The 25,696-nt window shown below is 49.9% G+C and carries 15 protein-coding genes; 11 read left to right on the forward strand and 4 right to left on the reverse strand.

The genetic code is table 11. The annotated features are described in order from the left end of the window. Window positions 1-71: 71 nt before the first annotated feature. On the forward strand, window positions 72-1,418 hold the full coding sequence (locus tag CWM47_RS23770; RefSeq protein WP_100990664.1) for a Gfo/Idh/MocA family protein: 1,347 nt from the start codon (window positions 72-74) through the stop codon (window positions 1,416-1,418). Between the two features lie 98 nt (window positions 1,419-1,516). Further along, a complete protein-coding gene (locus CWM47_RS23775; RefSeq protein ID WP_100994016.1) occupies window positions 1,517-3,268 on the forward strand; it encodes an alpha-L-rhamnosidase-related protein in 1,752 nt (583 codons plus the stop codon). Window positions 3,269-3,463: 195 nt separating this feature from the next. Here the strand turns inward: CWM47_RS23775 and CWM47_RS23780 are convergent, their stop codons facing one another. Next, entirely contained in the window at window positions 3,464-5,413 is a 1,950-nt protein-coding gene (locus tag CWM47_RS23780; RefSeq protein WP_100990665.1) for a glycoside hydrolase family 127 protein, read from the reverse strand. A gap of 812 nt (window positions 5,414-6,225) precedes the next feature. Between CWM47_RS23780 and tcmP the strand changes: the two genes are divergently transcribed. From tcmP to CWM47_RS23800, 4 genes are all read left to right on the forward strand, one after another. Continuing rightward, window positions 6,226-6,948 carry a three-Cys-motif partner protein TcmP gene (tcmP, locus tag CWM47_RS23785; protein ID WP_100990666.1) on the forward strand — a complete coding sequence of 241 codons (723 nt, stop codon included), beginning with the start codon at window positions 6,226-6,228 and terminating at the stop codon, window positions 6,946-6,948. A gap of 2 nt (window positions 6,949-6,950) precedes the next feature. Next, entirely contained in the window at window positions 6,951-7,664 is a 714-nt protein-coding gene (locus CWM47_RS23790; RefSeq protein WP_100990667.1) for a DUF5131 family protein, read from the forward strand. A gap of 170 nt (window positions 7,665-7,834) precedes the next feature. After that, window positions 7,835-8,158, forward strand: coding sequence for a hypothetical protein (locus tag CWM47_RS23795; RefSeq protein WP_100990668.1), 324 nt, complete (start codon window positions 7,835-7,837; stop codon window positions 8,156-8,158). A 358-nt stretch (window positions 8,159-8,516) separates the two neighbouring features. Continuing rightward, complete coding sequence (locus CWM47_RS23800) at window positions 8,517-9,800, forward strand: Gfo/Idh/MocA family protein (RefSeq protein WP_100990669.1); 1,284 nt, start codon at window positions 8,517-8,519, stop codon at window positions 9,798-9,800. Between the two features lie 113 nt (window positions 9,801-9,913). Here the strand turns inward: CWM47_RS23800 and CWM47_RS23805 are convergent, their stop codons facing one another. Next, window positions 9,914-12,772, reverse strand: coding sequence for a two-component regulator propeller domain-containing protein (locus CWM47_RS23805; RefSeq protein ID WP_100990670.1), 2,859 nt, complete (start codon window positions 12,770-12,772; stop codon window positions 9,914-9,916). 233 nt (window positions 12,773-13,005) lie between these two features. On the opposite strand from CWM47_RS23805, the gene CWM47_RS23810 reads away from it, so the two are divergent. The 5 genes from CWM47_RS23810 to CWM47_RS23830 all read left to right on the forward strand — a co-directional run bounded on the left by CWM47_RS23810 (window position 13,006) and on the right by CWM47_RS23830 (window position 21,881). After that, window positions 13,006-16,035: a SusC/RagA family TonB-linked outer membrane protein gene (locus CWM47_RS23810; RefSeq protein WP_100990671.1), complete on the forward strand. Its 3,030-nt coding sequence runs from the start codon at window positions 13,006-13,008 to the stop codon at window positions 16,033-16,035. Between the two features lie 12 nt (window positions 16,036-16,047). Further along, window positions 16,048-17,583 (forward strand): RagB/SusD family nutrient uptake outer membrane protein, encoded by a 1,536-nt coding sequence (locus tag CWM47_RS23815; RefSeq protein WP_100990672.1) that lies wholly within the window; start codon window positions 16,048-16,050, stop codon window positions 17,581-17,583. Between the two features lie 169 nt (window positions 17,584-17,752). Then, window positions 17,753-18,649 (forward strand): LamG-like jellyroll fold domain-containing protein, encoded by an 897-nt coding sequence (locus tag CWM47_RS23820; protein WP_100990673.1) that lies wholly within the window; start codon window positions 17,753-17,755, stop codon window positions 18,647-18,649. Window positions 18,650-18,723: 74 nt separating this feature from the next. Next, the gene (locus tag CWM47_RS23825) at window positions 18,724-20,391 is read left to right on the forward strand and encodes a glucoamylase family protein (protein WP_100990674.1); all 1,668 of its coding nucleotides are present in this window, start codon (window positions 18,724-18,726) and stop codon (window positions 20,389-20,391) included. Window positions 20,392-20,495: 104 nt separating this feature from the next. Then, window positions 20,496-21,881, forward strand: coding sequence for a glucoamylase family protein (locus tag CWM47_RS23830; RefSeq protein WP_100990675.1), 1,386 nt, complete (start codon window positions 20,496-20,498; stop codon window positions 21,879-21,881). Window positions 21,882-21,895: 14 nt separating this feature from the next. Here the strand turns inward: CWM47_RS23830 and CWM47_RS23835 are convergent, their stop codons facing one another. Together CWM47_RS23835 and CWM47_RS23840 are read right to left on the reverse strand one after the other, a co-directional pair. Then, entirely contained in the window at window positions 21,896-23,416 is a 1,521-nt protein-coding gene (locus tag CWM47_RS23835) for an FG-GAP-like repeat-containing protein (protein WP_100990676.1), read from the reverse strand. Between the two features lie 90 nt (window positions 23,417-23,506). Further along, entirely contained in the window at window positions 23,507-25,675 is a 2,169-nt protein-coding gene (locus CWM47_RS23840) for a S9 family peptidase (protein ID WP_100990677.1), read from the reverse strand. Between the last annotated feature and the right edge of the window lie 21 nt (window positions 25,676-25,696).

Genomic DNA, 25,696 nt, shown 5'->3' on the forward strand with positions numbered 1-25,696 from the left:
GTCGGGCGTTACATAATCCATCTTACACCCGACCGGGACGGTCGGCACTACAACTAAACCTATCTAAACGCATGAACCCGACACGCAGAAACTTTTTACGCAACTCCGCGATGGCCGCTACAGGTGCTGGCCTGATCAGTCTCCCAACACTTGAGGCTATTGCCAGCGAGCGAAAATCCGTATCCGCTAACGACAAACTTCAGGTAGGATTGATTGGCTGCAACGGCATGGGCTGGTCGGATCTGCGCTCGCATTTACTCCAAAGCGATGTGCAGTGTGTAGCCTTGGCCGATGTGGATCAGAGTGTACTCGACAAACGGGCAGTCGATGTAGAAACCATGCAGCGCACGAAGCCCAAACTGTATAAAGACTACCGGAAACTGCTCGAAGACAAAACCATTGACGCCGTCATCATTGGCACGCCCGACCACTGGCACTGCATGGCTATGATCGACTCGGTGTCGGCGGGCAAGCACGTTTACTGTGAAAAACCGTTAGCCAACAGCATTGAAGAGTGTAATCTGATGCTGGCCGCAGCTAAAAAGTACAACAAGATTGTGCAGATTGGCCAATGGCAGCGCAGCGGATCACATTACGAAAAAGCGATTGAATACATCCGATCGGGCAAATTAGGCAATATCCGGTTGGTGAAAGTATGGGCGTATCAGGGCTGGATGAATCCCGTTCCCGTTCGGCCCGACAGTGCGCCCCCTGCCGGTGTAGACTACGATATGTGGCTCGGCCCCGCGCCTAAACGACCCTTTAATCCCAACCGTTTCCACTTCAATTTCCGGTGGTTCTGGGATTATGCCGGTGGGCTCATGACCGACTGGGGCGTTCACGAAATTGACATCGCTCTCTACGCCATGAATGCCAAAGCACCGAAGTCAGTGATGGCGTCGGGGGGTAAACTGGCCTACCCGGATGATGCTTCCGAAACCCCCGACACGTTGCAGGCTGTTTATGAATACGACGGCTTCAACATGCTCTGGGAACACGCCACGGGTATCGACGGCGGCAATTATGGCCGAACAGAAGGCATCGCCTTTATTGGCAACAACGCCACGCTGGTACTTAACCGCGACGGCTGGTCGCTCCTGCCCGAAACCGAAACGAAGAATGGTATCAAAGTCTACAAAGTGGAAGATATTCCCAATCAGGCCCGCAACGGCGACTACCTGAATGAGCACACTAAAAACTTCGTAAAGGCGATAAAAGCCAATGACCCGACTATACTCAAATGCGGCATTGAAACGGGCAGCATTGCGGCTATCAACGCCCACATGGGTAACATCGCTTATAAAACAGGGCGGAAAGTGTATTGGGATTCAGTAGCCAAAGGCTTCAAAAACGACCAACAAGCCAATGCATTAACAGCCGCTCATTACCACAACGGCTGGAAATTGCCCGTTGTGTAACTGTTGTGTATCAAACAGCAAGATGCTGTTTGCGGTAATGACTAGTTAAACTGCACGCAAACAGCAAGGTGCTGTTTGATACAACCAAGAATCAACTCATGACGCGTATCGCCACTCTGGCTATTCTCTTTTGCGTACTTCTTTGCCAGTCCGTTTTCGCCCAATTACCACCCATTTTCGACAAGAGCCGGGCACAGTCGGCACAGAGTGAAGCTACCGTTCGGCGGTTTCTGTCGCCGGTAAAAATACTGTGGAAAACAGGATCGATTGCGAATGCTGAGCGACTTTTGACACCCGGCAATGGGCAGGCCGATCTATCAGGGAAAGACATGTGCTCCTTAAAGAACAACGCCAGCGGAAAAGCCAGTGTCCTGCTTGATTTTGGTAAAGAACTACATGGTGGTCTTCAGGTTGTTACGGGGCAGTGGAACGTGAGCAAGCCCATTACTGTACGAATTCGCTTTGGCGAGTCGGCGAGCGAGGCTATGGCCGATATTGAGCCGAAACAGAACGCAACAAATGACCACGCCATTCGGGATATGACCGTGCAACTGCCCTGGCTGGGTAAGCTGGAAGTAGGCAACACAGGCTACCGATTTGTCCGTATCGATCTGGTTGATGGCGATACCGAACTGTTGCTCAAAGAGGTACGAGCCATTTTTACGTTTCGAGACATTCCATACCTTGGCTCCTTTCGCAGTAGCGACGAGCTTTTGAATAAAATCTGGGCAACGGGTGCCTATACTGTTCACCTCAACATGCAGGACTACCTCTGGGACGGTATCAAGCGCGACCGGCTGGTGTGGGTGGGCGATATGCACCCCGAAGTATCGACCATAAACGCGGTATTTGGCTATAACGATGTAGTCCCAAAAAGTCTCGACCTCGCCCGTGACATTACGCCCCTACCCGGCTGGATGAACGGCATCAGTACCTACTCGATGTGGTGGATTCTCATTCAGCGCGACTGGTATCAGCACAATGGAAACCTGCCTTATTTAAAAGAACAGAAGAACTACCTTGTCAAATTGCTCAATCTATTAACCGAAAAAATCGACGATAAAAACAGCGAAAAACTAGACGGAACCCGTTTTCTGGATTGGCCTTCCAGCGAAAACGCCAAAGGCATTCATGCCGGATTACAGTCTATGATGGTACTTTCGCTGAGTGCCGGGGCCGACCTCTGCCGTATCCTGAATGACCCGGCTACGGCAAAAAAGTGCGACGAAGCCGTGGCACGTCTGAAAAAATATGTACCTGATGCCAACGAGTCCAAACAGGGCGCGGCCCTGCTGGCGCTGTCTGGTCTGGTACCCGCCGAGAAGGCGAATAAAGATGTTCTGGCGGTACAGGGTGCCCATAATTTCTCTACTTTTTATGGGTATTATATGCTTCAGGCCAAAGCCAAAGCGGGCGACTACAAAGGGGCACTGACCAACATCCGGGAGTTTTGGGGTGGTATGCTCAATCTGGGTGCCACTACCTTCTGGGAAGATTTCAATCTGGATTGGACAACCAACGCCGGACGAATTGACGAGTTGGTGCCCGAAGGCAAAAAAGACATCCACGGCGACTGTGGCGCCTACTGTTACATCGGTTTCAGGCACAGTCTGGCGCACGGCTGGGCCTCGGGTCCAACGCCCTGGCTAACAGAACATGTGCTGGGCATTAAAGTCATGGAGCCGGGATGCAAAGCCATCAAGATTGAGCCGCATCTGGAAGACCTGACCTTTGCCGAAGGCAGCTTTCCAACCCCATACGGGCTGGTGAAGGTGAAGCACACAAAACTGGCAAACGGTAAAATTCAGTCGGAGGTTAGCGGCCCAAAGGAAGTGCGGATTATTCGGTAGGTTGGGTATTTTACCACCCCCAACCGAAGCGTCGGACCGTCCCCTCCTAAAACAGGAGGGGGCTTTGTAACGGGGTATTGTTGTCCTAACCCCAACTAATTAATATAGGTAGAACCAAGAATGGAATACCCTTCGGCAAAGCCCCCTCCTGTTTTAGGAGGGGACGGTCCGACGCTTCGGTTGGGGGTGGTAAATTCACTCCTTCACCTGCCCAAACCAAACCGCCATTTCATTGGCGCCCCGGTGCGACCAGGCGTAGTACGGAATCAGGGTCAGGTTGGTGTTTGACAGCGAAACAATACCACCAAGTTTTTCGGGCTGCATCATGGGCTGGAACGTCATCCCTGCCGGAACCGCGAGCGACAGAGCCTTTCCACCATTATCGGCGCCTTCAGCGCAATACAGAACGGGGCCACGTTCAACGGCTACTTTATGCTGATCGTCTGTAACCTGCTCGTTTGCTTTCACTTCCCGAACGGGCATATCGAGCGTCCATTCCAGCCGGTCGCCGGGTTTCCAGGTGCGGCTGATACGGGCATATCCAGCCTCCATCGTATAAGGCGTTGCCTTTCCGTTGACCCGAAGGATGGGCGCTTTGGCTTCTGCGTTAACATAGGTATACAACTGCCCGGGCATGGGTTTTCCCATTGCCCAGCCCGGTAGTCTCATCCGCAGGGTGAATGTTTGAGCCTGTTTCGGCTGAAGGGTCACCGCCACTTTACCATCCCACGGATAATTTGTTTCCTGACTGATCTGCACTGGCTTTCCGTTTACCAATACCTTCGACTGGTTGGTCAGGAAGAGGTTGACGAACAGGTTATCGCCTTTTGTGGCATAGACATAACCGGGCAACGAGGGCAGAAACCGCACGACGTTGGTTGGACAGCAGGAAGTGCCAAACCAGGGCGCGCGCGTGGCTGCCTGCCCCACATTGAACTTACGTTTACCGTCGGATGCCAGCGGGTTAACGTAAAAAAACGAGTCGCCTTCGAGCGAGACACCTGCCAAAAAGCCGTTGTAAAGCACCCGCTCAAACACATCCATGTATTTTGATTCGCCGGTTAGCAGAAACATGCGGTGGTTCCAGAGCATGTTCGCCACAGCCGCGCAGGTTTCGGCATAGGCCACATCATTTGGCAACTCATAGGCTTCGCCAAAGGCTTCTCCGTGTCCGCGAGCACCCAGCCCACCCGTAAGGTACTGCTTCCGCTCGACTACATCGTTCCAGATAGCCAAAAGCGCATCCATGTAGGCTTTGTCATTCTGGATAGCGGCAATGTCGCTCATGGCAGCATACATATAGCCCGCCCGCACCGAATGGCCAACGGCGGTCTTTTGCTGGGTCACCGGCACATGATCCTGCAAATAACTGGCTCCCTGGCCCGAGTGAGCAGGATCGGGAAAGAGCGTTCGCTTATCGGCACGGCCGCGCATATCAAGGAGGAAACGAGCGAAATCGAGGTAACGTTTATCGTTGGTAACGCGGTACAGTTTGACCAGACCAATTTCAATTTCCTGATGACCCGGCACCACAACCAGCTTATCAGGCCCAATGGTGCGTATCAGGTAATCGGCATTTTTCAGCGCGATATCCAAAAACGAGCGTTTGCCGGTTGCCAGAAAATGAGCCACAGCGGCTTCGTACATATGCCCCACGTTGTACAATTCATGACTACCAGCCACGTATGAAAACCGCGTTGGCCCCGCCTGATCGTCTTTGATATTGGCACTGTCTTTCAGGATAGTGCGAATCGTGTATAGATACCCGTCAGGTTCCTGCGCTGCGGCAAACAGGGTAATCAGGCTATCCAGGTATTTATCCAGTTTGGGATCATACTTGGTTTGCAGCGAGTAAGATGCCCCTTCCACCACTTTAAATACGTCGGAATCGTCGTATCGTTTCCCCTTGAACGTTCCTTTGGCCAGCCCTCCCGCTACGGCAAAATTGTTGATCCGGCCCGTTTCTTCGCATTTTTTAAAGTCGAACGGAATGGTAACAGTACGGTTTGTGGCTAATCGGGGCTGCCAGAAACCGCCATTGATCGAAACACTCGTGAACGGCACCGGCACAATCGGGTAATCCTGTGCACGGGCAACGGTTGCCAGAAAAAATAAGGCTATACTGAATGCTGTTCTTCTTACCATAAACTATAGTCAACTACAGGGCCCAGTCGGTTTCTCTACGGTAGACTTTCATCTTGCCTACTACCGTAATCTGGCAGTAAGCAAGATGAACAATGAACTACTAAACCAACTAATTCCCAGGCCAAATCAGGTAAGCCCAATCAGTAGCCCGATCATGTAGATGAAGCATTTTTCAAACAAAACCTACCGGTGTATTTATGGATTTTTCGGTGTTGTCAGATTATTATGGGGTGTAAATAGGCGACGTTGCAAGGAAAGATGACGCGACTTTTGAGAGGGTTGTAAACTATGATTAAAATTGTCTTCCTCTATTTGCAAATAAGGTATATATTTTCATATTTGCAGAAGGCGGTGTGGCATAGGTAGAGCTTTTGCTTATTAAGAAACAATAAAATGATAATTGATAAATCCTTGTGGTTCTGCAAGTTTGCAAACAATGATACGTTGGGTGTCACCAACTGGCATACTATGCGATGTATTCCACAATCCGGCAAAATTTGGTAGGGTAAAACTCATTTTTATAGTTGGTTTTAAGCCATATTGTGTCATACCCTACAACTTGCCTCGACACCATTTGTCCATACATGTACAACTTTACTCTATCAGGATTGGCTCGGGCGAGCAATACAGCGAGAGTATACGAGTTTGACAACGCGTTTTTATTTATCACACCACTTCAATTATACCTTATGTCTAAATTTTCGCCTATAACTTACGTAACTAATGATAATCTAGTCGTACCAGAGATCGGTGACTGGGGATTGCTTAAATACAAATTACTTGGAGCGTAGTGTGATATTTTCACGAGCGCAATGAAAGGTAAATGGGAGCGGTTAGTTTATATAGATTTATTCTCTGGTTCTGGGTATGCCAGTATAAGAGGTATAGATCGTATTGTACAAACTTCCCCGTTAATTGCCTTGAATACTCCAAATCCATTTACTGATTTCTTTTTTTCTGAATTCGAATCACCTAAAATGGAGTCACTAAAGGCTAGAGTGAATGATTGTTATCCAAATCGAGATATTACTTACTATGAAGGAGATACTAATGAAAATGTGCTAAAGATATGTGAAGATCTAGAACACATACATTCTAAATACAAAACACTTTGTTTTTGTTTTGTTGACCCATTTTCATTAAACCTACATTTCGATACAATAAAAAAACTGTCAGTATTCAACATTGATTTTTTAATTTTGCTTGCAATCCACATGGATTACAACAGAAATTTATCCCTTTATTTGTCGGAAGAAAATGAAAAGGTAAGCCATTTTTTAGGAAATACTAATTGGCGAGAAGATTTAAAAAAAAGTCCTGATAAACAGAATATAGTGAGCTTTTTAGCTACACAATACGATAAAAAAATGTTAAATTTAGGGTATCTAACCCCAGTAGATAAGCAACAAATAAAGACTGGCTTAACAAATATACCCTTATATCATCTTGCCTTTTATTCACGGCATAAATTAGGAAATGATTTTTTCCTAAAAGTTCGACATCATGGCGAGAGTATGCAACTAAATTTATTCTAAATATGGCACAATCTAGTATTGAGTGGACAGAAATGACGTGGAATCTGACAACAGGTTGTGATAAAATTTCTGCCGGTTGTAAATTCTGTTATGCGGAAGTTATGACTAAGCGACTTCAAGCGATGGGTTCGCCCAAATATTTAGATGGCTTCAAGATAGTAAAAGTTCACGATTCAGAATTACACCTACCATTTACATGGAAAAAACCAAAAGTAGTATTTGTAAATTCAATGAGTGATATGTTCCATAAAGACATACCATTGTCATTCATTCAAAAAGTTTTTGACACTATGAATCAGTGTTCCCAACATACATTTCAAGTGCTTACAAAAAGGGCAGAACTTTTAGTTAAATATTCAGACCAACTAAATTGGTCGAAAAATATTTGGATGGGTGTTTCTGTTGAAGACGAACGGGTTGCTGATCGCATTGAACATTTGCGTAATTCTGGTGCGGCTGTAAAGTTCCTATCGTTAGAGCCTCTAATTGGCCCACTTTCAAATCTTAACTTAACTGGAATAGATTGGGTAATAGTTGGCGGTGAATCTGGCTTCAAGGCGCGTCCAATGAATCCAGAGTGGGTTGAGGAAATTCAAATTCAATGTAAACAACAGGGCGTTGCCTTTTTCTTTAAACAATGGGGTGGAAAAAAGAAGAAGTTAGCTGGCAGAGAATTGAACGGCAAGACATACGACGAAATGCCTGTTGCAGCGTGAAAAGTCCGCCCCTGATGGGCGGACTTTTTTAACATCTTCAAACACATCATCGAGCAACTTCTCAGCGATATTCCTATTACGATCTTATCCTTCTCATGTCATAGACGTAAAACGAATTCGCAATAAGCTTGGCTAACATTCAAAGCGACTTAAAGAAACTGATTTATACCATGAAGACACTTAATACAACCGAACCGACACAGGTTCCCCCGTTCTGGACAGAGGAGTGGTTAGACGCAGCCATTAAGGAATTAGACATTCGTGCTTTAACCCCGGAAAATCGGTTAGCTTATGAAATGACCCTATCCGCGAATGCGTTGGCGATTGAGAATGAGCAGAAAAAGGTTGAGGAAGTGAAGAATCAGGAAAAAGAAGTATTTGTAATCAACCTTCTTCAGCAAACTGATTTTGACTCTATCAAAACTGCAACTATCGCTGGTGTACCAACTGAGTTCGTAGAAGGAGTCAAACAAAAACTGGCTCTTGACGAGTAAAAATTATAACTCCACCGCTCCGGCGACAGGCAGCATATCTCAAAGTCACGGTTTGACAGCCCAACCAGCCATGTGTGTAAAGGCTTACTACGGTCGCCATCAACACCCGTGGACGTTAATGGCGGATTGAATCTGTTGCTGAAATATCGTCTCTCGCACCACATCAAGCTCGTTTTGACAGGTCATATTTCGATCGCCACGAAGTTACTCGCTACTAAATCACCCCTCTCTTCGTGCGTCAAAATCACCCACTTTATTTTCTCCCAACCAAAATCAACCCCTTATACAGTAGATAGCCTGAGTTTTTGACATTTGAGGTAAAGGACTAATAACCTGTCAACTACGTGCATCTTCTGCTATGACGCTCCAATCGAACCGCCGTGATTTCATTAAACAAGGCAGCGCAGCCGCCCTGAGCTTAGCCCTGTTTCCCAGCTTTAAACGTAAAGTTGCGCCCAGCGACAAACTTCGGGTAGCGCATATCGGTCTGAATGGCATGGGTACCAACCACCTCAACTGGTTTGCCAATCTGCCCGAAGTCGATGTGGTGGGCCTTTGCGACCTGGACCAGACGCACCTCGATAAAGCGTTGGACACCTTAAAAAAAATCCACCCTGATACCACAGCCAAAACCTATTCTGATTTTCGGCACCTGCTTGATCGGAAGGACATCGACGCCATCACCTGCGCCACGCCCGACCACTGGCACGCGCAGGTAGCCATTATGGCCTTTCAGGCGGGGAAAGATGTGTATGGCGAAAAACCGCTCTCCTATAGCGTTCGAGAGGGGCAGAAAATGCTGAAGGCTCAAAAGCGTTACGACCGCATTTTCCAATTGGGCACGCAGATTCATGCGGGCGATAATTACCACCGCGTAGTCGAGCTGATTCAGGGCGGAGCCATTGGCAAAGTGCATACCGTTCGGCTCTGGAAAACGGGATTCCCACCCGTGCTGGGACCCGCCAATTACCAAACACCCCCGTCAACGCTCAATTGGGATATGTGGCAGGGGCCTGCTCCCGTTTCGCTCTACACGCCGGAACGCTGTCATTTCACCTATCGCTACTTTCTGGATTATTCGGGCGGGGTGTTTCAGGATTTCTGGTGCCACATTGCCGATGTGGTCTGGTGGTCTGTCAACCCAACGGGACTGAAAAGCATCAATGCCAAAGGTGCCGCCCCCGAGGGCATTGGCGATGCGCCCAAGTGGATCGATATCGACTACGAATTTGATAACCTGAAACTGCACTGGACAAGTACCCCGCCAAATGTGCCGGGTGCCGACAAGAAAGGCATTGGTGCGTATTTCGAAGGCGATAAAGGGACGCTCCTGTGCGACTACAGCACCCGCGAAATAACCATCAACGGTATTGTCATGAACGACATTGCCGAAATACCCATCACGATTCAGCGGTCGCCGGGACACCAGCAGAACTTTGTTGACGCGGTAAAATCACGTAAACAGCCGGAGTCGAATCTGGCCTACGCCCGCCAGATGACCATGCCCATGCACCTTGGCCTGATCTCGTACCGGCTTGGCCAGCCGCTGGAATGGAACGCCCGTAAAGAGAAATTTCGCCACAATTCCGAAGCCAACGCCATGCTGTCGCGGGAGTATCGGAAAGGATGGGATTTGATCTGAGGCCCCCCTGCCTTCTGGCGCGGGCATTTGCCCGTGCCTTCCAATGTAGCGAGCATATGCTCGCATGTATATAACGGCACGGGCAAATGCCCGCGCCAGAATGCAGGAGACCTTCAATACTTGATCATAAACTCGCTCAAATTAGTCTCGGCGTCTATGTTGAGTTTTTTGCGGAGCCGGTATCGTTTTAACTCAACACTACGGGGTGTGATGTTAAGCAGTTGGGCAATCTCTTTGGTAGACAGGTTCATACGCAGATAGGCCGCCAGTTTAAGATCACCCTGACCCAGGTCGGGGTAGTTCTCGATCAGGTGGCGTAAAAACTGTTCATGTACTTTATTGAAGTTCGCTTCGAACAGTTTCCAGTCCTGCTCGCTCGAAATATTCGTATCGATCAGGGTGCTGATGCGGTGAAAATCATCGCCCGGCCGTCGATTGCCGGAGCGGATTTTGATGCGGTTTAGCTCTTCCTTCAACTGTACCAGCAACTCGTTCTTTTGAATGAGCGACATCGTTGAATTCGCCAGTTCTTCCGATTTCTGGATCAACCCCTGCTCTAGTTGCTCTTTTTGCAGCAGAATAATTTCCCGCTGACTTTGCTCTTCCTGATGACGGAGTTTTTCTTCCAGTTTTTCGCGAATCTGGTTCTGGTGCGCGGCCACCCGCCTGAGGTGAAGAACATAAAGGAATCTGGCACAAAGGAGTACTATGGCTATATAGAGCAGCTTACTCCACGCATTCCAGTACCAGGGCGGCTGAATGGTGAAGGTGAAGACGCTTTCGGTCGGATTCAGGTTTGATTTCAGATGGAATACATACTGGCCCGGTGGCAGGTTATTGAATTCTTTCTGATGAATCGCCGTGTAGGGTGACCAGGCTTGTGTGCTGTTTTCGAGCCAGTAACTATAATTGGCGGGCCGGGTATAATAGGGTGTACTAAAGGAAATGAGGACGGTCGACTGTCGGTACGAAAACGATTGCTCGGTGGGTGACTGCCAGAAAGTTCGCGTCACAACGGGGTCATCGCCCGCCGTAACGGCCCGAATAACCGGCGGGCGCACATACCCGCCAACCATTCGGGGCAGTTCGGTGCGCGGCAGGAGCGAAAACCCATTTTCCCGGCAAAGAGCCACGTAATTGGTATCGAGCACAACTATGTTTTCGTACTCATCGACCCACTCGTTATTTCTCACCGGAATAGCCCCCGACAGTTTTTTACCCGGCGACACCCAGTTCAACGATCCATCCTGACGAAGCACAAACAGGTCGGAGCCCGATATGGGAAACAGCTTTCGAATACCCGTCCCAAGACCGGGGAAAACCGACGCAGCCGGGACAAATCGGTTCGTCGGCACATCGTACCGAAGCACGCCCTTTACCGAGGTTATCAGAATTTCGTTTTGAATGCGGCACAGATTAACGGCGGCTGTGCGAAAGTCAGCATCGGCATAGTCCTTACTGGCTTCCACCCGACGCAAATCAGCCGACAGACGCAACCGCTGCACCCCTTGATTAGGGGCTTTATTCACCCAAATGGCCCCTGTTTCATCTTCTTCCAATTGCCGGACCGGTGCAGAAAACCCCTCCACTTTATGCGAAAATGCCCATTGGCCACGAGCATCTTTCTGGTAAATACAGAGGTTGGTATAGGTTCCCTGAATGAGTCGATCCTGGTGATGCCGCAACCGGCGCAATACCCAGCCACCCGTAATACCGCTTAGCAACTGCGCCTTTGTTCCCTCGATGCGAAACGTGCCTTTATTATGGCCGCAAAGCAGTTGGCCATCCATTACAACCAGATTCCAGACCTGCCCCTGTGTGCCGGGAATCAGTTGAAAAGGTGAATCCAATGCGTTTAAGGGTTTGTAATAAACACCCTGATTGGTGCCCAGATAAAGGTTATTCCCGTGTCGGGCCATATCGTAGAGTGTACCCAGATCACCCTCCGAATCCGTGAAATAAGACACCGGCGAGTTGAGGTTGATCAGGTCGATACCTTTGTCCAGACCAACCCACAAATTGCCATCGGCATCTTGCTGCATGGAAAGAACGGTACCATTTTGCAGGCCATTCTTCTGGTTGAAATGGTAGCGGGTGTTCCCCTGCCCGTCTGTAATCAGCACGCCATTGAGCAACGTGCCAAAGGCATAGCGGTCCGGCCCGATCAACAACCCGCGATTGAGCCGATTTTGCTGCATAAAGGCCGTGAGTTGCGGATTAAAGGGCGCGAACGTCGCGCCATCATAGCGGTAAACTGCCCGCTCGGTGCCAATCAAAAAATCGGTATCGCCGACTGGCAGAATGGTATTGATAGCCTCGTGGCCCAGAAACTCGCTGCCTTTGAGAAGAACAAAACGGGAATCTTTCAACTCATACAGTCCTTTGTCGATCACCTCTAGCAGAAGCCTGTTTCGTACCGAATGCACAAATAGCATCGTGCTGGGCACGTCTAATTTTTGAACCCTCCCCTGCTGATAGCGGTACATGAAGGCAAACGACTGAAACAATACGCCTTGGGCTGTAATCTGAATATTCCAGATTTCTTCTGTTCGGAAAGCCCGTTCCTGAATCAAGCCCGTCAGTGAATGGTACGTTAGTTCGCCAGCCACTCCCGGCAGCCAATACCCGAACTCACCGAGTGCGCCCGTAAAAATTCGACCCTGTTTATCTATAGCCACCGACCGCACTTTTTGTCGGCGCGGTAACGCATACACTTTCCATCGACTCCCGTCAAATTCGAGCAGGCCTTTGGAGTTGGCATAATACATAAAACGGGTTTGCGGGTGTTGAGCAATACTCCAGTTCTGGTTATACCCCCCATACGTTTGCCGGGTGTACTGAATCAATTCCGGTCGACAAAAACTATAGGGCGACTGGGCGATACTGAAAACTCGGCTCCCCAAAATCAATAAAAGACCAATTACCAGACGATCCAGCGAATAACTTCTCTGATCGCATACCATGTTTCTCATTTAAATACCCTTCCAACCAGGTGTGATGTAATTAAAAAAGGCGAATACAGCCTAAGAAAGCCTATATGATGTAGTAATGATGTACCCTTATTTTAGGCAACTATACAACACCCCCCTACTTTTGTGCAAAAAAATATTAGAAAGTTAGTGCTATTTTTTGTTACACATCGGCAGAGCTGTTTAAGTTAACGATTACTCAGGCTGTATTAGTAACGACTCAACTAAGATTAGTTATGGAAAACATTTCGCTCCACCAGAGGGTGGGCAGGCGGTCAGTCATGCTTGCCTATCTGCTCCTCTTTCTGTTTTTTCAACCAGCGCTGGCGGGCCGGGCACCCATCCGGATAACGGGCAAAGTAACAGATGGCCCGTCGAGTGTGGGGTTGCCGGGTATAACGGTTCAGGTAAAAGGAACGTCTACCGGAACCGTTACCGATGCCACAGGCGCCTATAGCTTGCAAGCCGACGACAACGCTACACTGGTCTTTTCAAGCATTGGCTACACATCTGTCGAGATCGCCGTTGGGGGCCGCACAGTGATCAATGTACCCCTTGCCGAAGACACAAAATCACTGGCCGAAGTGGTTGTCGTGGGGTATGGCACACAACGAAAGTCCGACGTAACAGGAGCAACCGTCACAATCAAAGGTGATGAACTGGTTAAGCAGCCAGTCCTGACAGCTACACAGGCACTTCAGGGAAAAGCTGCCGGGGTGCAGATTATCAGCAGCGGCCAGCCGGGCAGCTCGCCCGTTGTCCGGATTCGGGGTACAGGAACGGCGCTGGCCGGAACAGCTGCCCTTTTTGTGGTTGATGGCGTACTAACTGACGATATTTCGAACATCAATACAGCCGATATCGTCAATGTCGATGTGCTGAAAGATGCATCGGCCACGGCGATTTACGGGTCACGAGGAGCCAACGGAGTTATTATCATTACGACCAAACGCGGAACCGTTGGCAAAATGACGGTCAATTATACGGGCAATGCCGGTTTCCGCTTACCCGCCAATCTGGTCAAAATGGCCAACGCTGCCGAATACGCCAACTACGTAAGCGCGGCCAGTGGCAACATCGTTAGCCCCGGCACGAACTCTACAGACTGGTACAGCCAGATTCTGCGGAACGGGTTCCAGCAAAATCATGGCCTGTCTATCAATGGTGGCACCGACAAATCGACTTATTTCCTGAGCGCGGGTTACTACACCGATCAGGGCATTGTAATTGACAACGTCTACAAGCGTTTCTCCATCCGGGCCAACAACGACTTCACGTTCAACAAGTATGTCAAGGTTGGCATGTCGGCTTCTTATGCTAACGGCGACAACCAGATTGCAAACCTAAATACAGCTTATAACGATGCATACCGGGCGGCACCGCTCATCCAGTCAATAGAAGGGAGCAAGTACGGAAACACATCCGTTTATCAGAACGTAGGGAACCCCATTCTGGACATTAAGAACAACAATAACAAAGCCACCGACAACCGACTATTGGGGTCGGCTTATCTGGAAATCAAACCTGTAGAATGGCTTACTTTCCGCAGCAACATGGGGGGCGACTGGGTGAACCAGAACAGCCGGGTGTACAATTACCAGTTCAACAACGACACCACCACCTTCATAAACGCGGGCGGTAATCAGCGCAACCCCAACAGCAACCTGAGCGTCGGGAATACGCGCACCTTCCACTGGACATGGGATAATTTACTGACCTTCAATCGCAAGTTCGATAAGCACAGCCTAACAATACTGGCCGGAACAACCGCCGAGCAATACACGCTCACCAGTTTTACGGCTTTTCGGAAAGACGTTCCGGCGGCACAAAACCTCTGGTACATCGGCACAGGTAACGCCAATACCTCAACCAACGACGGCACCGGCGACAAGTATACCCGGAACTCCTATATCGGGCGACTCAACTACAATTACAACGACAAATACCTGTTTACGGCGACTATTCGGGCCGATGCCTCCTCGCGTTTCCCGAGCCAGAACCGCTGGGGCTATTTCCCTTCGGTGGGCGCTGGCTGGCTGATTTCCAATGAGTCGTTTATGCAGAACCAGCATATTTTCGATCTGCTGAAAGTACGCGCCAGTTGGGGACGAGTGGGTAACGACCGGATTCCGTCGGATTCCTACACCGTTACGGTTCAACCGAATCTAGCCTACCCTTTCGGCGGTGGTGTGGCCACTCCAGGCAGTGCCATTACGCAAATCAAAGACCCGAACCTGAAGTGGGAAACGACCGAAGAAGCTGATTTAGGCGTCGAGTTCACTGCCCTGAACGGACGCCTGTCGGGAGAAATAAACTATTACGACAAAAAGGCCCGCGACTTGCTAATTAACGTAAAAGTGCCCTCGGTAACGGGCGATGCCGATGGTGTCGTGCTAACCAATGCAGCTTCGATTCGCAATCAGGGACTGGAGTTTACGCTGAACTGGCGGGGCAAAATCACCAATGACCTGTCGTATCGTATAGGCGGCAATGCCACGCTGAACAAAAACTCGGTGATTGGCCTGAACGGTGGGCAACCAATTCTCGACGGGGGTGTTGGTGCCAACCAGCAATACACCACCCGAACGGACAATGGCCAGCCTGTGGGTAGTTTTTATGTGTTGCAGGTGCTGGGTGTTTTCCAGAATGACGCCGATGTTAGCGGCTACAAAAACTCGGCCGGGCAGATTATTCAACCCTCGGCCAACCCCGGCGATTTCAAATATCAGGACACCAACGGCGACGGCAAAATTGACGATAACGACCGCGAGTTTGCGGGTTCATATCAGCCCAAAGCCTATTTCGGGATTAGTCTGGGACTGACGTACAAAGGGCTGGATTTGAGCATAGATGCCTACGGCAATGTGGGCAATCAGGTGTATAACGGCAAACGCGGCTTCCGTCAGAATGTGCTGGACAATGTAGAACGGTCGATGGCCTATGGACGCTGGACCTCCGGCAGTGGTATTCAAACAGAACCGGCGGCCAACAGCGGCAACCTGCAAGCCTCTACCTACTTCGTTGAGTCGGGAAATTTCGCCCGTATCAATAACGCGACACTGGGCTACAAAATCCCCCAGGTAATCCTCGATAAAGTGAAGGTGAGCAGTGTCCGGGTGTTCGTGACGGCGCAGAATATTCTGACCATCAAGAAATACAGCGGCTTCACCGCCGAACTGCCCGGTAACCCAACCAGTCAGGGGATTGAATTAAATGCCTATCCAACCACCCAAACGTATGCCGTTGGTCTGAACGTTGGCTTCTAACTCAACACAAAAATGAAACGTAATTCTCTAATTTTCAGCAGTTTAACCTTTGCCGCCGTTTTGCTGACCGCTTCGTGCCAGAAGAGTTTTCTGGATGTGCCTGTGCAGGGGCAGGCAACCACCGCTACCGACCCAAATTTGGCAGTAAACCTGGTGACGGGCGTTTACAATAGTCTCTACAGTAGCGAAGCATTTGGCGGAGCCGGTGGCGATGTGCATGGCATCAGCTTCATTGCCGCCACCAATATTATCTCCGATGATGCCGATAAGGGTAGCTTCGACGGTGACCAGCCGAGCCTGAAAGATCTTGACAACTTCACGGTAACGCCAACTAACAATTTCGTTGCGGCCCTCTGGAATGGCTATTATAGTGGTATCTCACGGGCGAATCAGGCGTTGGCAGCGTTGGAATCTGCTTCACTGGATGCCAAAACCAAGACGCAGTTGATTGGTGAGGTTCGGTTTATTCGCGGGTATTATTACTTCAATCTTGTCCGATTTTTCGGTAAAGTGCCCAAGGTAGTCCGGGTGCCGAAAGATGCGCAGGATGCCAATACCGACCCCGCTTTTCAAACCCGCGCCCCGGTCGATACGATCTACAACGTTATCACGCAGGACTTGCAATTTGCGGCTGCCAACTTACCCCTACGCGCGCAGGCCGGTGTTGGTCATGCCAACAAAGGAGCGGCACAGGCGTTGCTGGCCAAAACGTACCTATACCGCAAAAACTGGCAGCAGGTCCAGGCATTAACGCAGGAAGTCATCAATTCCGGTCAGTATGCACTGGTGCCCGACTACACGATCATCTGGCGGTATGCGGGCAACAACAACAGCGAATCCATTTTTGAAACCCAAAGTGGCACTTTCAACAACGGCGATATTGCCGTTGGCGGATATGCCACCTGGCAGGGGCCGCGCGTTGGTGGCAAGGGCGGCTGGACAGACCTCGGATTTGGCTTCGACACACCAAGCCAGAATCTGGTAAACGCCTACGAACCCGGCGATAAACGGCGTGCCTCCACCATTATCACCATCGACAATAGTGGCAAACACGTAGGAACGGTGCTGTACGATGGCTTCCGCATCCCCAGCGCCGATTCGGTGCAGAGTCTGTATTACAACTACAAAGCGTATGCCAGTGAGAACAAAAACGTGGAACCGTATCTGGGCAATCGGGACCAGAAACAGAAAGACGTTCGCCTGCTCCGCTACGCCGATGTATTGCTCATGAACGCCGAAGCAAACAACGAACTGGGCCAGCCAGCCACGGCCATTACCTATGTAAATCAGATACGCGCCCGTGCCGGGTTAGCCACTACAACGGCAAGCGCTCAGGCCGATCTCCGCAACGCGATCTGGAAAGAGCGCCGAATCGAATTAGCGATGGAACACGACCGCTTTTTCGACCTGGTACGGCAAGGACGGGCTGCGCAGGTAATGCAGGCCGCCGGGAAGAATTTCGTTGCGGGCAAGAATGAGTTACTGCCTGTACCGAGCCTACAAATTCAGTTGAGTGGCGGAAAACTGGACCAGAATCCGGGTTACTAGCGGTATTTTTTGTTTTTGTCATGCTGAGGAACGAAGCATCCTAAAGCAATTAAAATGAATTGGCTGGGAACAGTAAGCTGCTTCGTTCCTCAGCGTGACAAAAAACTGTAAAGCATTTTCGATTACCAAGTTCATATAAAACCCAAGTACAATTTAAAAGCGACCAATTATGAAAACGAGACAAATCACAACATGGTTAATGGCTGGTGCTGTCCTAAGCACTGTATTTACCTCATGCAAAAAAAGCGATGATACCGCTACGTTACCATCTATTGGCGGATACAATAGTTCAAACGATGTTTCTTCGTCCAATTTGCTAGCGCACTGGACTTTCGATGGCACAAATAATGAAGCCGTTTCTGGGATGGCTCCTTCAAAAAGCAGCAATGCTTCGTTTACAACGGGTGTGAAAGGACAAGCTTTGCAATTAAGCTCGGGCTACCTGGTGTATCCGACTATTACAGCGTTGAGTAGTGCCAGTGCTTTAGGCAGTGTAACAGTTAGTGCATGGGTTAATACAAGTAATAATGCAACTACAGCCTCTGAAATATTCGCGCTGACAAGCCCTACTGCAACAGACTGGGGTCAAATGGTCAACCTTCTCGTTGAAACAGGTCAAAAAGCAGCTACTATTGACACGCTGATTATACACGGATTTGTAGGGCAATATACAGCAGGAACACGGAGTGGTCAGGATAACATTAACACAGGCGATGCGGTCGATGCTGGAAATAAATTCAAGGTTGTAAAAGGGGCTGGCAAATGGACTCATGTCGTCCTGAAATATGATGGATCAGCCTCTACAATTGATATTTACGCAAACGGCGTCGTCGTATCAAATAGTAATTATAGAGTAAGAGGAACAACGGGCGCATTGGTATTCCCTACGCCAACTCAGGTGCTCATTGGTGCATTCCCAAATGTAAGCTCGGGCTTTGCGAGTTCAGCGAACCAAGTTTGGCAGGGCTTGTTTAATGGCTCCATTGATGAACTGCGGGTGTATAATAAAGCCTTGTCTGATACGGACGTAAGTTCTCTTTACCAACTCGAATTAGCAGGTCGGTAACCCATAGTGAAGTAAAAAACCAGGGGCTGTTTTCGTTGGAGAACAGCCCCTATTCTCAACGTGCTGAAAATATAATGACCCATTCAAAATTAATACTCTTTCTCCTCCTGGGTGTTGTGGGCGTAGCCTGCAAATCGAAGCAGGACGTTGAACCCCCGGAAACGTTTTATTACCGGACATTGCAGGTAAATGGCCAATCGTCGGCCAGTATGAGCTTCCGAAATGTCAGCGTAAAACCGGTTATTACGGTTTCGTTTACAGCTCCGGTTCAGAAAGAATCGGCGTCGATGTCCATTAAACTCACGCAGAAGAACAATGCTGCGTCAGTACCCTTATCATTCACGTTTTCGGGCAGCGATACAATCGTTACGCTAACACCCCAAACGACACTTGCTCCCTTGACGGCCTACCAGATTGAGGTATCCCCTACCCTGGTATCGCAACGCAATACTGCGTTAAACTCAACCATCACGGCCAGCCTACTCACCGTTATTGACAGCACCGACAAGTTTCCGCGTATCAGCGATTCACTCTTGCTCGACCTGGTGCAAAAACAAACCTTTAAATACTTCTGGGACTTCGGACACCCGGTTTCGGGGATGGCCCGCGAACGGAATTCATCGGGCGATGTCGTTACCTCGGGGGGGACAGGCTTCGGTATTATGGCCGTTCTGGTAGCCGCCAACCGGAACTTCATTACCCGTCAGGATGGATTGACCCGGCTCACCAAAATCACCAGCTTCTTAACCAACAACGCCAAACGCTATCACGGCGCTTTTCCGCACTGGCTCAATGGCGCAACGGGGGCCACGATTCCGTTTAGTGCCAAAGATGACGGAGCTGATCTGGTCGAAACGTCTTACCTCATGCAGGGGCTGCTAACCGCCCGGCAGTATTTTAACAGCCCAACCAACGCCGACGAAATCGCCCTGCGAAAGTCGATCAATGATCTCTGGAACGGCGTCGAATGGAACTGGTTTACCAAGAGCGGCACCGAAACGAATCTGTATTGGCACTGGTCCCCCAACTACAACTGGGACATGAACATGCCCATTCGGGGCTGGAACGAAGCCCTTATTACCTACGTGCTGGCCGCATCGTCGAACACCAGCGCGATTCCGAAAACCGTTTACGACAACAGTTGGGCACAAAATGGGAAGATGGCAAACGGCAACAGTTACTACGGTATCAAGCTGCCCCTAGGACCAGCCTATGGCGGACCGCTTTTCTTCTCGCAATACTCATTTCTGGGTATCAATCCACACAATTTAACTGATACCTACGCCGATTACTGGCAACAGAATACGGCCCATTCGCTGATCAATTACACCTATTGCAAAACCAACCCAAAACAATTCGTCGGGTATAGTGCCGATAGCTGGGGGCTCACTGCCAGCGATGAACAAAACGGCTATTCGGCCCACGAACCCAACAACGACAACGGCACAATTTCGCCAACAGCCGCCCTTTCGTCCATGCCGTACACGCCTACCGAGTCGATGCAGGCGCTCCGGTTTTTCTATTATAAACTGGGCGATAAACTTTGGAAAGATCAGGGTTTTGTTGACGCGTTCAACCTAACCAACGTCTGGTTTGCTGACTCCTATCTGGCTATTGATCAGGGCCCCATTATTGTCATGATCGAAAACCAGCGCTCGCAATTATTATGGAAATTATTCATGAGTTGCCCCGAAGTAAAAAAGGGAATGACAAACCTGGGTTTCCAAAGCCCGAACCTATAAGTAGCGCGGTGTAGCGCGGACGTCTCGTCCGCATAGCCGAAATCTAAAATTAATACCAGCTAAGCGTCTTGCTATGCGGACGAGACGTCCGCGCTATAATCTGTATGAAAACCTTACTTCTCCTCCTCCTCACAATAAGCGTTGGCGTTGCCCAACCCAGGCCATACACGTTCACGAAGGCAGATAACGCCTTTCTGGACAGTCTGCAACACGACACCTTCCGGTTTTTCTGGGAAACAGCGAACCCCGCTAACGGCCTCGTTCCCGACCGGGGGCCAACGCCCGCATTTGCCAGTATTGCCGCCGTTGGGTTTGGTCTGACGTCCTACCTCGTAGGTGTTGAGCGGGGTTACATTACACGCAGCCAGGCCGCCGATCGGACGGTGAAAACATTGCGATTTTTCGCGAAGGCTCCCCAGGCGGAGAAAACAACGGGGGTGACTGGCTACAAGGGGTTTTTCTACCATTTTCTGGACATGAAAACCGGCGAGCGCTTTAAACAGGTCGAGCTTTCCACCATCGACACGGCTCTGTTACTGGGCGGCATTCTGAGTGCACAGTCCTATTTCGATAAGAATACCCCTATTGAAATGGAGATCAGACAGCTGGCCGAGCAGATTTATGGACGTGTCGACTGGACGTGGATTCAGGCGCGACGGCCGTTTGTATCTATGGGCTGGCATCCCGAAAAAGGTTTTATAGACGCCGACTGGAAGGGGTATAACGAAGCCATGCTGCTTTATGTGCTGGCTCTTGGCTCTCCCACGCACCCGGTCAATGCCGATGTGTGGCCCGCCTGGACAAAAAGTTATAATTGGGCGGCTCCCCACTGGGCTAATTTTCGGGCGCAACCCCACGTAAACTTCGACCCGTTATTTGGGCACCAATACTCGCACGTATGGATTGATTTTCGGGGTATCAAAGACGCCTACATGACCAGCAAGGGATTCGATTATGCCGAAAACTCGCGCCGGGCCACGTACGCCAACCGGGGATACTGTTCCGCGAACCCGGCAAAATGGCAGGGTTACAGTTCGACAATCTGGGGCCTGACCGCCTGCGATGGACCAAAGGACACAACGGTAGCCGGTCGAATTTTTTTCTCTTATCGCGCACGGGGTGCGGCCATCCAGCAAGTTGTGGACGATGGCACCATTGCCCCCACGGCGGCAGGTGGTTCAATAGCTTTCGCTCCCGAAATATGCCTGCCTGCCCTGCGTGCCATGAAGTCGAAATACGGGGCTAAGCTTTATGGGAAATACGGCTTCCTCGATGCCTTCAACCCAACCTATCGCTACCCCTCGGCTTTCGCGAATGGCTCCACCGCTACCGGTTGGTTCGACAGAGACTACCTCGGTATCGACCAGGGACCTATTTTGCTCATGGCCGAAAACGCCCGGACCAATTTCGTCTGGAATCTGATGAAGCGAAACCCGCACATTCGCAAAGGTCTGGAACGGGCAGGCTTTACGGGTGGCTGGCTGAAGTAGGACGAAAATATACCCTACCGTGTTTTATTTCTCAACACAATCAACGGCAGGTGCATATCCCAGGTCGGTTTCAGCCCCTCCTGAATGATAAACGTTTTTGCGAAATTCCCCAGCACGATATCCGGGTCGCCGTCATGGTCCCAGTCGTTCACGTCCATGCAAATCCAGCGTCCATAGCTGTTGATAGGTAAAGCATGTGGCCGAAACTGTAAGGATTTTTCCTGCTCGAAATACAGGCAACTTTCGGAGGGATCATTTTTAAAATCGGCAAAGAACGCAATGGTCGCAATGTCCAGGTCGCCATCCTGATCGAAATCCGTGGCGATGGCTTTGGTGCAGCCATTGAGAGGATAGAAATAGGCCTGTTTGTAACGAAAATCGCCCTCGTTGAGGTAAATATATAGCCCGTGATACGGTTTCATCACCTTCGAATAATCGCTGTTATCGCCACAGGTGTACAGAATATCCAGCTTTCCGTCCTTATTGAAATCAACTAATTGAAAACTGGTAGAGCCATATACCGATGGAAACCGCAGGAGATTCCGCTCCGTAAACCCGCCCTTTTTATCATTCAGAAATAGCCAGATTCCCTCATCGGCATGGGCAAACAGGACGATCATGTCCGGCCAGCCATCAGCATTAAAATCGCCAACGGTGGCTTCACTTGCTCCGGCAACTTCTTTGATTGGCAACTGGACAAACCGATGATTCGGCTGTTGTTTCAACCAGTACAGTCCTCCCTTATTGTGACCGAATCCACAAACGACCCAATCCATCAATCCGTCTTTATTGAAGTCGGCAGACACCGATTGCAGCGGCCGGGGCAAATCTGTCGCCAAAGCCAATGAATCGCTAGCACGCTGGCCATTCATGGCTAATGAAATCACCTCTCCTTTTGAAATATCAGCCGCCCGCATGGTTCCCAGAATGGTGAACAGACCTCGCTCATTACCCTTTCCGTCTCGGGAAAAGGACGCATTCACAGCCGCCGAATGAAGCTGTTTGAACAAGGTAGGTTTCAACGTTTGATCCCATCGGGTTATGTCGCTCCGAAGGGCGTCGCTGGAATAAAGCTGATGACTAACAGTATCCATCGCCACCATAGTCGTCATAGCGATTTGGCTTGTATCGAGTTGGGGTTTTTCGAGCGCAAACAAGGCCCAGTCTTTTACCGCAGCCTCCGGCTTTTCGGCGGGTTCCAGTTTGTCCGGTGCCAGCGTTTGGTAATAAGCGATTAGTTTCTGCCATTTGTCAAATGTGATAGCCGCTTTCGATCCGGCATAATATAAACCTCCGGGATACACCTCCAGCCCGAGATTGGGCGCCATAGCGGGCAGCACGTGCTTCACCCACGTTTCTTTGTCCAGTAGCTCGGGCGCTGGAACAACGTGGCAAGCCGCGCAATGCTTTTGCGCGAGTTGTTTCCCTTCGGCAATAAGCGGGTCGTTATCACTCCCCGACTGGCAACTGCCAATGAATATGGCAAGCGTGGCAACGGCAAGAAAACAGGTGTAGTATTGAGAAAGGGAGGTCATTGCACGTAGTGCTCACTGTCTGGGTCAATCTCCAGATTGGCCCTGTTATTAACAATAATGGGCCAATCTGGAGATTGGCCCAGACAAAACCTATTGCCGCTCCCCCACCAGATTCAGCATAAACGCATATTCTAACGCGATTTCCTTTAACGCCTGGAAACGGCCCGATGCGCCACCGTGGCCCGCTTCCATATTCGTATGAAGTAAGAGTTGGTTGTTATCGGTTTTCAGGGTGCGGAGCTTGGCTACCCATTTGGCAGGCTCCCAATACTGCACCTGCGAATCGTGCAGGCCCGTGGTTACGAGCATGTTTGGATACGCTTTCTTTTCGACGTTATCGTAAGGCGAATATGACAGCATATAGTCGTAATACTCCTTATTTTTCGGATTGCCCCACTCTTCAAATTCGCCCGTGGTGAGGGGAATACTTTCATCCAGCATGGTCGTTACGACATCCACAAAAGGCACAGCCGCCACCACACCCCGATAAAGCTGCGGTGCCTGATTAATAACCGCGCCCATAAGCAACCCACCTGCACTGCCGCCCATCGCAAAAAGCTTGTCGGTACTCGTGTATTTGTGCTTGATGAGGTAGTCCGATACGTCTACGAAGTCATTGAAGGTGTTTTTCTTTTTCAGCATCTTACCGTCTTCGTACCAGTGGCGACCCATTTCCTGTCCCCCGCGAATGTGCGCAATGGCAAAAATAAAGCCCCTGTCAAGCAAACTCAGTCGAGTAGAACTAAAGCCGGGATCGGTGGAGTACCCGTATGAGCCATACGAATATTGAAGCAAGGGAGCCGACCCATCCAGCTTTGTACCTTTCCGATAAACCAGCGAAACGGGCACTTTCACGCCATCGCGGGCGGTGGCATAGAACCGCTCGGATACGTAGTTGTTTTTGTCAAAGCCGCCCAACACCTCCTGCTGTTTTTTGAGCGTTTTCTCCTTCGTATCCATGTTATAATCGAAGGTTGAGCTGGGTGTTGTGAGTGAGGAATAACTATACCTTAGTACGTTTGTATTGAAATCGGGATTATAGCCTATTCCCGCAACGTAAGCCGGTTCGCCAAAATTGAGGTATTCGTCGGCTTTAGCCGGATCGCCGGACCGTTGCTGTTTGATAACCCGAATCTTCGTTAATCCTGCCTGACGTTCGCCCAGCACCAGGTGATTCGCGAATACGTCCATGTTTTCCAGATACACATCCGGCCGATGGGCAATCACCTCTTTCCAGGCGTTGCGGTCGGTCATTGCCTCTCCTCCCTTTGTTTTAGGGGAAGAGCTGGAGTAATTATCCGGCACTTCCATCAACCGGAAGTTTTCGGCTTTCCAGTTCGTGCGGATGTAGAACTTGTCCTTGTAGTGAACAATGTCGTACTCGTGCCCTTTCTGGCGGGGTAGAAACGTAACGAACTCGCCCAGTGGTTTACTGGCTTCCAACAGCCGGTATTCTGTAGCGACGCCATTATGGTCGGAACCGATGGTTATGTATTTCTTTGACTTCGAGCGACCCAGACCCATGTAAAACTGGTTGTCTTTCTCTTCGTACACCAAAACGTCGGCTTTTGGATCACTACCCAATACGTGTCGATAGACCTGATAACCCAACAGCGTTTGAGGGTCTTTTTTGATATAGAACAGCGTCTTGTTATCCGTTGCCCACGCAAAACTGCCCGCTTCGGTATTGGGGATTGCTTCGGGGTAGAGCTTGCCCGTTTTCAGGTTTTTCACCCGAAGCGTGTACAGCCGCCGACTTACAGTATCTTCTCCGAAAATAGCTAATTCGTCGTTGTCCGACACTTCAAAACCACCGATCTGGTAATAGTTATGGCCTTTTGCCATCGCATTTCCGTCGAACATGATTTCTTCGGTGCCTTCCAGCGACCCCTTCTTTCGGCAATAAATTGGGTACTCGCCCCCCGTTATAAACCGTGTATAGTAGTAGTAAGCCCCTTCTTTGTAGGGCACCGATTCGTCCTGCTGTTTAATGCGCCCCTTCATTTCTTCAAACAGCTTGGTTTGCAAGTCTTTGACAGGAGCCAGCACCTTGTCCAGATACGCGTTTTCGTCGTTCAGGTACTTGATAACCACTGGATTTTCGCGTTCGTTGAGGTAGTAATAATTGTCGGTTCGTTTATGACCGTTCGTAATCAGATCTTTGGGTTTGACAGCCGCCTTGGGCGGAGTTATCGGTTGTGCCTGGGTCATGCTGTAGAGCGTGAGAGATGTAATGAAAAGAAGACAAATCCGTTTCATGGGAGGACGTCGTTTCAGTTT

The sequence above is a fragment of the Spirosoma pollinicola genome (assembly GCF_002831565.1).
In the GTDB taxonomy this organism is placed as follows: Bacteria; Bacteroidota; Bacteroidia; order Cytophagales; family Spirosomataceae; genus Spirosoma; species Spirosoma pollinicola.

Coding starts and splice junctions, on each gene's coding strand:
- CWM47_RS23770 (WP_100990664.1), top strand. CDS start 72: ATGAACCCGACACGCAGAAACTTTTTACGCAACTCCGCGATGGCCGCT.
- CWM47_RS23775 (WP_100994016.1), top strand. CDS start 1,517: ATGACGCGTATCGCCACTCTGGCTATTCTCTTTTGCGTACTTCTTTGC.
- CWM47_RS23780 (WP_100990665.1), bottom strand. CDS start 5,413: ATGGTAAGAAGAACAGCATTCAGTATAGCCTTATTTTTTCTGGCAACC.
- tcmP (WP_100990666.1), top strand. CDS start 6,226: ATGAAAGGTAAATGGGAGCGGTTAGTTTATATAGATTTATTCTCTGGT.
- CWM47_RS23790 (WP_100990667.1), top strand. CDS start 6,951: ATGGCACAATCTAGTATTGAGTGGACAGAAATGACGTGGAATCTGACA.
- CWM47_RS23795 (WP_100990668.1), top strand. CDS start 7,835: ATGAAGACACTTAATACAACCGAACCGACACAGGTTCCCCCGTTCTGG.
- CWM47_RS23800 (WP_100990669.1), top strand. CDS start 8,517: ATGACGCTCCAATCGAACCGCCGTGATTTCATTAAACAAGGCAGCGCA.
- CWM47_RS23805 (WP_100990670.1), bottom strand. CDS start 12,772: ATGAGAAACATGGTATGCGATCAGAGAAGTTATTCGCTGGATCGTCTG.
- CWM47_RS23810 (WP_100990671.1), top strand. CDS start 13,006: ATGGAAAACATTTCGCTCCACCAGAGGGTGGGCAGGCGGTCAGTCATG.
- CWM47_RS23815 (WP_100990672.1), top strand. CDS start 16,048: ATGAAACGTAATTCTCTAATTTTCAGCAGTTTAACCTTTGCCGCCGTT.
- CWM47_RS23820 (WP_100990673.1), top strand. CDS start 17,753: ATGAAAACGAGACAAATCACAACATGGTTAATGGCTGGTGCTGTCCTA.
- CWM47_RS23825 (WP_100990674.1), top strand. CDS start 18,724: ATGACCCATTCAAAATTAATACTCTTTCTCCTCCTGGGTGTTGTGGGC.
- CWM47_RS23830 (WP_100990675.1), top strand. CDS start 20,496: ATGAAAACCTTACTTCTCCTCCTCCTCACAATAAGCGTTGGCGTTGCC.
- CWM47_RS23835 (WP_100990676.1), bottom strand. CDS start 23,416: ATGACCTCCCTTTCTCAATACTACACCTGTTTTCTTGCCGTTGCCACG.
- CWM47_RS23840 (WP_100990677.1), bottom strand. CDS start 25,675: ATGAAACGGATTTGTCTTCTTTTCATTACATCTCTCACGCTCTACAGC.